The organism is Acidobacteriota bacterium, assembly GCA_016208495.1.
Classification (GTDB): Bacteria; Acidobacteriota; Blastocatellia; order Chloracidobacteriales; family Chloracidobacteriaceae; genus JACQXX01.
In genome coordinates, this window is sequence record JACQXX010000040.1 from 33,635 (window position 1) to 46,306 (window position 12,672).

Here is a 12,672-nt window from a genome sequence, read left to right on the forward strand (position 1 = left end):
ACACCGGCGGCAGTTCAGGATTGCCGCCGGCTTTGATTTTACCAATCAAAGTAATAAAAGTAATGCCTGATTGGATTTCTTAAATTCAGCTTTTCCACAAAGCCGCACTCGTGACACCCAAAACAGCTAACTTTCTAAAATGAAAGCATTTACCCTCATCAAAAACACCTACAGACTCTGCACAAGAACATTATAAACACATCAAAGTAATATAATTATAGCACATTCCTTCATTCACCTATTACCTGTCACCTTGTCCCCCTGTCACCTTGTCCCCCTGTCACCCTGTCACCCTGTCACCCTGTCACCACCCTGTCACCCTGTCACCCTGTCACCCTGTCACCCTGTCACCCTGTCACCCTTGCGTTTCCAATCACGATACGCGGCGGCCATCTCGTCAGCGGCGTCCGATTCGGCAACGCGACCGGTGCCGGTACACAAACCAGGACAAAACACATCTGAGACCAATCCAGAAATGCTGTTTGCTGCGCGTAAAACGGCCACCATTGCGTGATAAGCGTTCACATGACTACATGGGCCGGGAAACTCCATTGTCGGCGCTAAAATCAAAAATGGCACCTGTTCGTGATGAGTTCGAATCACCAAACTGGCGCCGACCGGTAATTTTCCTTCGGGTCGCTGGGCAATGAGGTCTTGAACCCGGTTTTGGACTCGCTGGCCAAACAACTCGAAATATTCGCGGTCAATGCCGCCATCCATAAACCCGTAGCTGTTGGCCGGTGACACCACACACGAGTGGGCAACCGCGATCAAATCGGCACAAACAATTTCCACCTCGGGAAAGGGAGCAAAGGCTCGCCGCCATTCGGTCACAAGTTGGGCATTGAGATCCACCAGATGAAGTTTCATATCGGGTTAGGGCCAGGGGCTGAAGAAAACGGGCTCAGGGCTTGGGGTTTTTCGAGAGATTGATTATGCCGCCCCCAGCCCTCAACCCTCAACCCTCAGCCCCTGGCCCTGTTTGAGGGTGGGGTAGGACCCGGACCGGGCCGAAAAACGGCGACCTCAGGGGTGGGGTAGGACCCGGACCAGCTCTTCCAGAAGATATTATAACTAACCTATATACACAGACTTATACTCTTTCTAGCATGCCATTCCAGCAGGGAATCAGCCCTCGTTTGACCATTGAACCCACGTGCAAAAGCGGTTTTTCAGCTTCACGGGGACTGGGTTTACCACAATGTGACTGGTGAAACCAAAGCAACTTGTACCGACCGCCTACCCAAGAAACAATCTATCTAAATACATCTAACTAAAATAAAATCAACAATTTAAAATCAAAATTCAGTATTTTCTAAAGTATCTTTTACGCGATTTAGGGTGGGGTAGGACCCGGACCGCCAGACCAGAAAGGTGGCTCATGGGTGGGGTAGGACCCGGACCCAAGCCACTCAAGGCCAAAACCTGGCATTCTTTTGGGAAAACCATGTAACTATATGATTTTACTACTCTTACCTGTGATTTTATTCCTTTCGGTAAAAGTTTTGGATACGCCTGTTTTCCAGGGCTGGGCTCACTGAAATTCGATTCCAGCGTCAACGAAACCGGGGTGGGGTAGGACCCGGACCCAAATCGAAAAAATTGAGGTCTTGGGGTGGGGTAGGACCCGGACCCAAAGGGTCAAAAAGGGGGTCAAGGTGGGGTAGGACCCGGACCCAAAACGGTCCAGACAATTCATGTGGGTGGGGTAGGACCCGGACCCATGTGGGGTAGGACCCGGACCCATGTGGGGTAGGACCCGGACCCATGTGGGGTAGGACCCGGACCCGAGCATCGAAAATTAGTCGAAAATCCAGGAATCTCTGGACCAAACGCCCCATGGGTGGGGTAGGACCCGGACCCAAGTGGGGTAGGACCCGGACCCAAGTGGGGTAGGACCCGGACCCAGGTGGGGTAGGACCCGGACCCGCCATTCCCACAAACTACAGAAAAAAAAGGCTTTACATACCCTAAATTTTTCTCTAACATGTATTAAGACTTATTTAAGACTTATTTAAGACACAATACATGCGCGCGTGCGCGCGAGTGTGTGTTTTTCACTTTTTTTGTTTTTTTGATCGAAACCTGGTTTTGAGCAACGTGTATGGCTGATGAACTTCCCCTGTATCCCGACGAAATAGACGAACTAGAACCCCAAAAAGCACAAGACTTGCTCAAAAACGAATATCTGATTCGTTCGGAACTCAACCTGGAACGGTGGCCCGGAATCTGGCAAGCCGCCAACAAAACCACCGAATTTAATGAAATCAGAACCATCGAGCGAAAAATCAGGCTCAACAACAAAGAAATTCTGGCCAAAGTAACCATTGTGCCGGACCTGCAATTTGGGACACTCAACACCGAGGACCAGAAAACCCTCTATGCACTGCTTTCGATTTGGGAAAAAAAGGGCCGGCCTGACAAAATTCATTTCACCATCCGGGGAATTTTGAAAGCCCTTGACCGCCAGTACGGCAAAATTGCCCGTGAAGGAATCATCAACTCACTCAAGCGACTCAAGGCGGTTGATATCACGTGGGAAAATTCATTCTTTGACAAAACCCAGAACAAAACCATCAAGCAACTGGCAATGTTCAACATCATTTCGTTTTTGTCGCTGACGTCTGAAGAATCCGAAGATTCCGTCGAAGACGAAATCACCGTTACCTTCCACGAACTCATTCACTCAAACCTCAAAAGCTACCATTCGATTCCCACGAAGTATCACGTGTTGATTGGAATCAAAAATCCTCTGGCTCAACTGGTTTACAAGTACATCGAGCCTCGATTGTACTCCGCCACCCGATTTGAACGGCGAACCAGGGATCTGCTGAAAGACCTGGCCATTCAATCCGCCCGGTACCACAAGCTTTCGAATCGGGTGGATGCGCTTAGCCGCGCGATTCGCGAACTTCAGGGACTCAAAATCCAGAATGGCGTGCTCTCGGTCTATCTCGAACCCAGCAAAGATGATGATTACAAACTCGTTGCCATTAAAACCAAAAATCAAGCTGAACAAATCCTCGAAAACACGATTGAATCCACCGCCGAAGTCACACAAATCGAAATTGAAAGAAGTATTATAATTGAAGATGCTTCGACTGGAAATAAAATCCAATCTGGACTGGAAATTAAAGCTTTTGAACTATTTCGGAGCAAATTCAAGGTCGTGAGAAAACGACCGACACTGAAAGAATTTGAGAGGGCAAAGCACTGGATCGAAGTATTCCAAAATTCGTTACAAACATTTGAGGAATTTATTGGATTTGCTGAAACGGAAGCCCGGAAAACCAACTTCAAAATTCAAAATCTAGGCGGGCTGGAGCAGTATTTCGACCAGTTTATCAACCGACCACCAATGGCAGATGCAGACCTGGAGAGCCCGGATAAAAAGACCCTGGAATCAGAGCCCACAACGGATCAGACAACCATTCACAGCGAAAAAGAGAAAGCCTTTCAGTGCTTGAGAATGATGTCTGAAACCGAACAAGCCTACTGGTGTCAGTCGGCGAAATCGTTCCTGCATCGCTCAGACCCAGCCACATTAAAGAAAATATTGACCTTTACTCCCGAGGTGCAAAAGGAAACCTTGCTGGCTGTCGCCGCCAGGCAATTTGCGGCTGCGATTCTGATTGTCGCCCAAAATGTGTACCAGTTTGATGATTGACAGCCTCCGACCGCAGCAATTCTTAGGGAGCGTTAAAAAGCAACTTCCCGTTTTCATTTGGAACACCAGCAATTGGATTGAGCATCCCGAACGGCAGCGCTTCGCGGTGCAAAACCAAAACCTGGACGTGGCAGAACACGCCCCAGGAACTTATTTTTTAAGGCTCCCTTAGTTTGGATGATGATAAGCAAAATCAGTGATTTAGCTCCGTAGGAGCGTTGTAAAATGGCTGTGGTGCGAAGCCCACGGGCCCGGCCAGGAAGAGACCCACGCCCTGCAAGGCGTTGTAAAATGAGCGAGTGCCTGGGCCCAAGAATCAAACAAAGAATTGCTGCTCCGACCAGAGCCTTACTCATTTCGAAGGGCAACCATCGGATTTACCCGGACTGCCCGGCGAGCCGGCAGGTAACTGGCCAGAATGGTAATCGCTAATACCAGGAAGGACACTCCAGCCAGTGTTAGGCCATCAACCGGACTGACTTCAAACAAGAAGCCCGCCAGCAGATGGGACACCACCATCCCAAAGAAAAGCCCTGCTCCGATCCCAACCATGGCCAGGTTGAAACCCTGGCCGACAATAAGCCGGAGAATGTCTCGTTTCAGTGCCCCAAGGGCCATGCGAATTCCAATTTCTTTGGTGCGGCGATAGGCGGAATACGAAAGCACACCATAAATGCCAATGACTGCCAGAATCAGAGCTACTCCCGAGAAGCTCCCAACCAGCCAGAGCAATAATTGTCGTTGAGCTATGGTTGCTGAGACAAGTTGTTTCATTGGGGCAATTTTATAGACCGGGCGATTGGGATCCACCGCCCAGATTTCAGATTGAATTGAAGTCGTCAGCGATGCCGGGTCAATTTTTCCTTTCACAACCAGTTGGACAAACGCGTCAACTCCTTGTGATTCAGGAACATAAACCTGCATGGTTGGTTTGGATTCCAGCCGATAGTGTCGGACATCACCCACTACACCGATGACTGTCCGCCACGGAGAGTCGCCGCCAACCTTAATTTGTTTTCCAAGGGGATTTTCTCCGGGCCAGGTTTGTTGAGCCATTGTTTCATTGACCAGGGCCACGAGTTGTCCCTGGGAATGGTCCTCAGCGGAAAAATTGCGTCCAGCCAGCACTGGAATACGCATGGCGGTAAGATATCCAGGTGTAATTCCATATCGTTCGGCTGAGGGTGCCAGTGCCTGGTTGGTTAGGGGACGATCCTGGATTTGCACGCCCCACGAATCCATATTTCCACCAAAGGGCAGGTTACTCACGATTCCGGCGGACTCAACCCCTGGTAATGTCTGGATTCGCGACAAAATCTGGTCGTAAAACTGGAGAATCGTTGTTTCCTGGGTGTATTTGGGCCCCGTCGTGGTCAATGAAAGTGTTAAAACATGTTCGGTCTCAAACCCAGGAGAAATCCGGTAGACCTGAACAAAGCTTTTGAGCAAAAGCCCCGAAATAATTAAAAGCATGAGCGCAAAAGCGACCTGGGTCACGACCAGTCCAGACTGCATTCGATTGGCGCTGCCCGAACCTGGCCCAAAAATTTGCGCTTTCAGCGCTTTTTGAACGTCAAGCCCAATGATTTGAATAACTGGAGCCAGGCTAAAGAGCAGGCTGGCTAAAAGGGTGATCCCCAATGAAAACACCAGCACCGGGATGCTGATGGATACTTTACTCAGGGTAGGAACCTGCTCGCGAAGTACCTGCTCCAACAGCGGTGTCCCCCAAATGGCAACCATCACTCCGATCAGACCACTCAAGCCACCCAAAACGAGACCTTCAGTCAACAGTTGTTGAATGAGTCGCCACCGGGAAGCTCCCACCGAAGCACGAATAGCAAGTTCTTTTTGACGTTGCCAGATAAAAGCCAGCAGCAGATTGGCTATATTGGAGCAGGCAATCAGCAGCACCACGCTCACGGCACCGAATAAAGCAAAGAGAATTGGGCGTGTTTTTCTGGTTATCTCAGTTTGCAGTGGGTTCAGCACAATCCCTGGATCAGGATAGTCGGTGGGATATTCTCGAAACAGTGCCTGACCGATCCCGGTCAACTCGCGCTTTGCCTGATCAAATGATATGCCAGAATTGATCAACCCCATGGCGGTGATATGGCGACAGGTACGGCAAGCTTGAGGTAAGGCCAGGTCATATCCAAGCGGCGACCAGATCTCAGCCTTTTCATAGAATTGGGTTGTTGCCATTGGGTCAAAATCAGACGGCAAAACACCGATCACTGTAAACGGGGTTTCACTCAGGCTTATTGTTTTCCCAATGATATTTGGATCTGACCCAAAGCGGCGCTGCCACAGGCCGTGGCTCATAATTACCACCCGGCGGGTATCAGGGTGATCGTCTTCCGGTCGAAAATCACGTCCTAGAACGGGTTTAATGCCCAGAATATGGAAAAACGAAGCTGAAACCCGAATTCCGCTCAGGCGCTCGGGATCTCCCTGGCCATTGGCGGTTGGTTGCCAGGACGTCATGGCGGCGATGGCTTCCAGGGTTTGTGATCGGGCGGTCCAATCCATTACGGTGGAAAACGAAGTGTTGCTTGGTTCACCGGTCTTTTCTTTTTCCCAGAGCATCACAAGCCGGTCGGCATTTGGGTACGGAAGCGGTTGGATTAAAACCGTGTGAATCAAGCTGAAGATGATGGTGGTGGCGCCAATCCCAAGTGCCAGGGTGAGTAATGCAATCAATGAAATCGTTGGTGTGTTGTAGATTGTGCGAAATTCAAACCGAATATCCTGCCAGATGGAATTCATACTGTAAGCCTCTTTGCTTCGGGTGAAAAATTGGGAGTGAGGGGGGACGGGCTGGAAGGTAGCTTTATCGCCTGGTTCATAGACAAACCCTGTGCCAGATACCAGCTTTTCCCAGGCAGGGCGGAAATGTGTTCAGTCACAGTTCAACTGATAAGGAATTTAAGTGAGAAAATTGTTCGCAAACGATACAGCCAGTTCCCAAAAGCGAACTTTGTCAGAAAGAATTTTGCCGCTTGTGTCAGGTTGCACACACCGGTTGCCAGTTGAGAAACTCAATGGAAAGATAGCGAGGTATCAACCGATATTTCATTGAAAGGGACTTTTCATGGCCAGGAGTTCAAAACGCACGACATCCACTCCTCCAGCACCTGCACCGGTGGAGATTCCATCAATTCAGCCTCCTTTAACTGAGCGGGAGCGTCGGTACTGGCTGGTAAAATCGGAACCCGAAGTGTTTTCGATTCAGCATTTAAACAAATGTCCAGAACAAACGGCATGTTGGGATGGTGTTCGCAACTATCAGGCGCGAAACTTCTTGCGGGATGACTTCAAGCTCGGGGATCAGGTGTTTTTTTACCACAGCAATGCCGAACCGCCTGGGATTGCCGGAATTGCTGAAGTCGTTCGCGAAGGCTACCCCGACCACACCGCCTTTGACCCAAACGACCACCATTTCGATCCGAAAAGCAAACCTGAAAATCCAACCTGGTTTATGGTTGACCTCAAACTGGTGCGCATTTTTCCAGAAGTAATTCCATTAGAAAAACTCAAACAAACGCCTGGACTTGAAAATATGCTGGTTACCCGGCGGGGTATGCGACTCTCAGTCCAACCGGTAACCAAAGAAGAGTGGCAGGTGATTGAATCATTGGAAAGCGGGCTGAAGAAAACGGACTCCGGGCTTGGGGCTGAAGACTCGCAAGCTCGGGGCGGAAGAAGACGGGTTGAATACCCTGAGCCCGACGTTTTCAGCCCTGAGCCCGAGGATTTTTCAGCCCGAAATGATATTGGTTGATGTCTCGGGCTGGTCAGTGGTGGATTGTGTTGGCGGGAGAGGGCTGGCCAGGGGCAACTGGATGTGGAAACAACTTCCTCTCTTCACACCCTCAGACTCGGCCCAAATTTTCCCGCCGTGGAATTCGATATAACTTTTTGCCACTGAAAGTCCCAAACCAGTACCGCGGGCTGTAAATTCAAACCTTCCGGAAGTATGGGTCGAAGGATCCTTACTGGTGTAAAACCGTTCGAAAATCCGGTCAATTTCAGTCGGTTCAATCCCTATTCCTGAATCCTGTATCTGGATATGCACAAAGCTGCGTTCAATCGTCACCCGGATCTGAATGGTGCCTTTATCATAGGTAAATTTGATGGCATTTTGGACCAGGTTTAAAAAAACGAGTTTGATTTTTTCCCGGTCAGCCAGCAAGACAATTCCATCTGGTGCATCAATTACAATTTTCTGCCCACGTTTTTCGACAAATGACGAGAGTTCTTCAACCGCTTCACTCAACAGGGTGGACAAATCCAGTCTGGATAAGGTGAGATCATTTTTGCCCTCATCAATTTTGAGCATCATCAAAATGCCATCAAAACTGGTGACCATTCGATCAACCATCCGCTGGCAGGCAGCAATCGCCCGGTTTTGAGTTTCGGTCAGCGGCCCCAAATATTCCGCCAGCAATGCATCCGCATAGCCTTTAATTACGGTCAACGGCGTTCGCATCTCGTGCGAAGTGACAATGATAAAGTTGGTCTTCATCTGATTGAGTTCTTGAAGCGTGCGGTTGACCTGCTGTTCGTTTTGATACAACCGCTCAATTTCACGAATTGATTCAACGATCATCAGGTTTTTTTCTTCAAGCTGCAGATTCTTGTCTTCCACTTCACCGTGCAGAGCGGCGTTTTCAATCGCCACGGCGGCCTGACTGGCGAGTGCTTCGACCACCCGGCAATCAGCGTCGGTAAAAGGTTTTCGACTGGCGGAGCGATGAATGCTGATGACTCCGCCAACGTGTCCGTCCGGCATGATGATTGGGATATTCATAAAGCCGGAGACCCCATGTTTTTCAATCAGTTCCGGATAGGTGACCAGCGGTGAACCATTGACATCATTGAGGATCATTGACTTGCCGGTGGCGGCAACCTGGCCCGTAATCCCTTTCCCAACCTGAAAACGAAGGTCTGACGGTTCCCACTGGTCACGGTTGAACACCAGTTTAAAGACGACCTCATTTCCTTGAACCAGACCGATCCCCCCTGGAATACCATTCACCAGCCGGGCGGCTTCCACTGCAAAATGTCGAAACACAGCCATTAAATCCAACTGGGAATTGATGAGGCGCGTACTTTCGAGGAGCTGTCCGAGATACACGATTTTTTCTTGCTGGCGTTGGTGGACTGTATGGATTCGCCACGAATACAGCCCATAAATACCACTTCCAAAAAGTCCAAGATAGATGAGGTAGGCCCACCAGGTATTCCAGGGTGCTGGTCGAATTTTGAACGAAATACTCATCGGACCAGTGACTTGCCCGGTATAGTCTTGACCCCAAACCCTGAAGGTGTAGTCTCCCGCCCCTAAGTTGGTGTATTCCTTGCGATACACACTGGCCCAGTCTGATTTTGACGGGTCAAATCCTTCAAGCTGTACCTGATACCGGACGGTGGCTTCGTGGGTAAAGGTGAGCAGGGCAAATTCAAACAAAAGGTTGTTTTCATTATGCTGGAGTGATGTGAGTTCCGGTAACTGGACTTCTTTTCCATTGAGCCAGGCACGCTCAATGATCAGTGGCCTGGCCAGTTGTCCGATGATTTCCAGGTTGGGATCATATACCCCGACGCCCTTCACGGTTCCAACCCAAATGTAGCCCCGGCTATCAACCACACTGGCGCCGGTATTGCACTCTTCACTGGGAAGGCCATCGTTTGTGTCAAAGGTATACAAATCAAAATTATTCAGTGATTGATCAGTTAAAGTTTTAGGTGTGAGACGGGTGATGCCTTTGTTGGTGCAAAAATACAACCTCTGCTTTTGGTCTTTGGCCATCCGATAAATGATATTGTTTGGCAGGGCCGGAGAGGTTGCATCAGACATGACGACCCAGGGATCATCGGGAGCATTCGGATTCAGCCGACACACGCCGCCACTCCCGGTCCCAATCCACAAAGATGAGGTGGTTCCGGTGTTTGATTCCAGCAGGCACAAGACATAATTACTCGGAAGCTTTGAATTACTGGTATTGAATATTTTCCAGGGCTTGTCTAGCGAATCAATCTCGATTCGGACAGCGCCTCCGCCTCGGGTTCCAACCCAGAGGATCTGTTTTTGATCGAGGCCACGGGTCACGAGCAATGAAAAGACCGAATCGTGCGGCAGACTTGAGTTGGTTGTATCAAAGACGGTCCACACTCCCTGCTGAAACCGGGACAAGCCTCCGCTATTGGAACCAATCCAAATGACAGTCTCCCCTGAAGCCAGGACTGTCGGCAGGACACATAAAATATTGTTGCTTTTGAGCGGTGAGTTGCCCGTGGTATAGACCGTCCATCGGTCATTGAGAAAAGTAGCCAGACCGCCTTCCGAGGTTCCGACCCACAAGGTTCGCTCGCCATTTTTGGAAATGGTCTCAGCCAACGAACTGATAATATTGTTGGGTAACCCCGAATTGCTGGTGGTAAAGGTCGTCCATTGCCCGGATTCGTAGCGAACCAGTCCATTTCCAGTGCCAATCCAAAACACCGGGCGCCCGCGCGGAGAAACACTTTCCAAAAAGGCCCACACCTGTTTGTCAGGGAGCGGGGAATTGGTTGGATCCAGGACTTTCCACTGTGATTTATCCAACCGGGCGAGTCCGCCCCCGGCTGTTCCTACCCAAAGAACTCTTTTTTGATCGGCGTCGGGTTCCAGCAGGCTGATCACCTGATTTTCCGGCAGGGTTGAGGTTTGGGTGTTGTAGGTTGACCATTTAAACCAGGGCGTGCCAAAGGAAGAAGATGAAGGGGGTGGGGTGGAATAAAAGGCCGGTTGCGGCTCGATATGGACCAATCCGCTGCCCATCGTGCCCAGCCAGAGTGAAGGAACTCCGCTTGCGGAAGTGGTTTCCAGGACTGACCAGACCGAATCGTTGGGTAATGGCGAATTCTGGCTATTGATGACGGTCCAGTTCCAGGATTCGTTTCCGTCACGGTTCTGGAGTTCAAGGCACACCAACCCGCCGCCAATGGTGCCAATCCAGAGTGCCGGCAATTTGCGGAAAGACGTTCCCGCACACAATCCGCGGAGAAAAAGTTGAGGCAAGGGTGAATTTTGGGGTGTGAAATGGCTCCATTCGCCATTTCTGAGGCAGGCCAACCCATTTCCATAAAAGGAGACCCACAGCGAGGTCGTGTGGTCCGGGTGCTTGAGTTCAGCCAGCGCCCGAATCCGCCCACCCGACATTTTTGAATTTTTTGGCGTGTACGAGATCCATTTCCCTTGAGCGAATTGAGCCAGACCACCATCAGTTCCAACCCAAAGGATGGATTCGCCAGCGGGAGTGATGGTCTCCAACAGGAAAAACACCTGATCGTTGGGCAAAGTCTGGGTGCGGGTGTCATAAACCGTCCATTTTCCGTTTTTTAGTCGAGCGAGGCCGGCACCATTGGTACCAAACCAGATACTGCCATCACGCGTTGTTGCCAGCGAAAGCACATAGTTTGAAGACGTCCGGTTGGGCATATGAACCGGGGTCCAGGTTCGGCCATTGTAATAGGCGGCTCCATCCTGTGTCCCGACCCAGAGATACCCCCGTACATCGCAAGCCATACACTGGATGGTCATTTGAGGAATCCCGTCGGGACTGGCAAAGCACCGAAACGTGGGGCGACCCTGTGGAAAGGCAGCTTCCTCATGTTGATTTGAACTGGCTGTGCCCACGGGTAAAAGCGGTTGAGCGGGAGAAGGTGTCGGTTGTTTTTGAGGCTTAGGGCCTGAAGGGACTGATCCTCCCATCAGTCCAGGCACGGTCCCCCAAAACAGAACTGCCACGCCAACCCAGACCAGGATTTGATGGGGAAGGGAAACCGACATAACTCCGGAATTCCTCCTGCGGTGGAAAAATAGAAACTGTGACTGAGATGAAAGGAATGCCGAAAAACTATAAACCAGTCTCACGCAAGGATGAAATGCAAACCCTGGATTTTTTGGTGGGAAAAACGATCTGGTGATGAGTATCCAGCTCCAGGGGTTTCAACTGGAGGGACTATTCAATCTGAACAGACCGATAGCTGGTGCAAAAATTCTAGTCTGGTCCTACAAGTTTCCACTGTTCTAATCCCCCGGATTTTGTAGAGTAAGCTCAAAAATCTGATGCTCTACCGCCCGGATGGGCGCTGGAAGTTCGTTCAGTCTTTTCTCCTGCTGGGTTCCGCTCCCCACGGCTCCAGCGCCCTCCGGGCGCGAGCCTCTCCTGGCTCGGATTCCGGTGGTGTGCCCAACGCGGCAAACCACCGGCCACTTTCCACTGCCCATCCGGGCGAAAGCCAATTCGGAATCACCGAAATTCCATCCCCCATTTATGGGAACTTGTACTAAGCCCTTTGTTTTCAATATAGGGCTTACCAGTCCACAAAATCTGGGGGGATTAGAAGAGTTTAACCCTGGCTGTTTCCAAAGCTTTCAAATGCTGTGATAACCCCGACATGAGGAATAAAATCAGAAGCAGTTATGGTTGATAATACTGCTTCTACCGGATTTTGTGTTGGAGACAAATCAGAAGAACCGATGAGTCAGTACCACCCGCGTCAGTGGGTGGGTCCGCTTGCTTCCACCCCCACCCGCTCACGCAGGTGGTACTGACAAGTCCTTTATTTCCAACACCGATCTGGCTTAACACAAAGTCAACAGTCATGGGACTTCTTAACCCATTGAAATCATTAGGTCTCCCTGGTATTTGCCGTGAACGTGGCAGGTTGATGAAAATTCAAACCAGTAAGTTCTTTAGAATCAATCGCTGTTTTTGGAGCTATCTGTTCGTTTTCACGGGAAAGACCAAAGAGTCGGGTGAAATCCTGACTACTCAAAATGGCAAAGACGTCGGAAAGCATTTACCGTTCGTGGGTGACTCCAGGCACTCAGCTTCACTCTCCCCGCAGGAAAAAACCCACCTCTGGCATGAGGAGGTCGCCAACCAGAGCCATGACACACTGCTATGGAAACGCTGAAAATTGAAATCCAGGTTTCAAAATAAAGTCTTCCC

6 protein-coding genes are annotated in these 12,672 nt (G+C 50.1%); 2 read left to right on the top strand and 4 right to left on the bottom strand.

Features of this window, described 5'->3' with window-relative positions; translation table 11 throughout:
* Window positions 1-339: 339 nt before the first annotated feature.
* Entirely contained in the window at window positions 340-870 is a 531-nt protein-coding gene (locus HY774_06900) for a macro domain-containing protein (protein MBI4748200.1), read from the bottom strand.
* Window positions 871-2,104: 1,234 nt separating this feature from the next.
* Between HY774_06900 and HY774_06905 the strand changes: the two genes are divergently transcribed.
* Window positions 2,105-3,667: a replication initiator protein A gene (locus tag HY774_06905; GenBank protein MBI4748201.1), complete on the top strand. Its 1,563-nt coding sequence runs from the start codon at window positions 2,105-2,107 to the stop codon at window positions 3,665-3,667.
* A 348-nt stretch (window positions 3,668-4,015) separates the two neighbouring features.
* On the opposite strand, the gene HY774_06910 is transcribed toward HY774_06905, so the two are convergent.
* Complete coding sequence (locus tag HY774_06910) at window positions 4,016-6,436, bottom strand: ABC transporter permease (protein ID MBI4748202.1); 2,421 nt, start codon at window positions 6,434-6,436, stop codon at window positions 4,016-4,018.
* A gap of 325 nt (window positions 6,437-6,761) precedes the next feature.
* On the opposite strand from HY774_06910, the gene HY774_06915 reads away from it, so the two are divergent.
* The gene (locus tag HY774_06915; protein MBI4748203.1) at window positions 6,762-7,451 is read left to right on the top strand and encodes an EVE domain-containing protein; all 690 of its coding nucleotides are present in this window, start codon (window positions 6,762-6,764) and stop codon (window positions 7,449-7,451) included.
* On the opposite strand, the gene HY774_06920 is transcribed toward HY774_06915, so the two are convergent.
* The gene (locus HY774_06920; protein MBI4748204.1) at window positions 7,428-11,504 is read right to left on the bottom strand and encodes a GAF domain-containing protein; all 4,077 of its coding nucleotides are present in this window, start codon (window positions 11,502-11,504) and stop codon (window positions 7,428-7,430) included. The genes HY774_06915 and HY774_06920 overlap by 24 nt on opposite strands.
* A gap of 845 nt (window positions 11,505-12,349) precedes the next feature.
* Window positions 12,350-12,520 carry a hypothetical protein gene (locus tag HY774_06925; protein ID MBI4748205.1) on the bottom strand — a complete coding sequence of 57 codons (171 nt, stop codon included), beginning with the start codon at window positions 12,518-12,520 and terminating at the stop codon, window positions 12,350-12,352.
* Window positions 12,521-12,672 lie beyond the last annotated feature (152 nt).

Excerpts from the sequence above, each read along its gene's own strand:
- HY774_06900 (MBI4748200.1), bottom strand. The coding sequence starts at position 870 with ATGAAACTTCATCTGGTGGATCTCAATGCCCAACTTGTGACCGAATGG.
- HY774_06905 (MBI4748201.1), top strand. The coding sequence starts at position 2,105 with ATGGCTGATGAACTTCCCCTGTATCCCGACGAAATAGACGAACTAGAA.
- HY774_06910 (MBI4748202.1), bottom strand. The coding sequence starts at position 6,436 with ATGAATTCCATCTGGCAGGATATTCGGTTTGAATTTCGCACAATCTAC.
- HY774_06915 (MBI4748203.1), top strand. The coding sequence starts at position 6,762 with ATGGCCAGGAGTTCAAAACGCACGACATCCACTCCTCCAGCACCTGCA.
- HY774_06920 (MBI4748204.1), bottom strand. The coding sequence starts at position 11,504 with ATGTCGGTTTCCCTTCCCCATCAAATCCTGGTCTGGGTTGGCGTGGCA.
- HY774_06925 (MBI4748205.1), bottom strand. The coding sequence starts at position 12,520 with ATGCTTTCCGACGTCTTTGCCATTTTGAGTAGTCAGGATTTCACCCGA.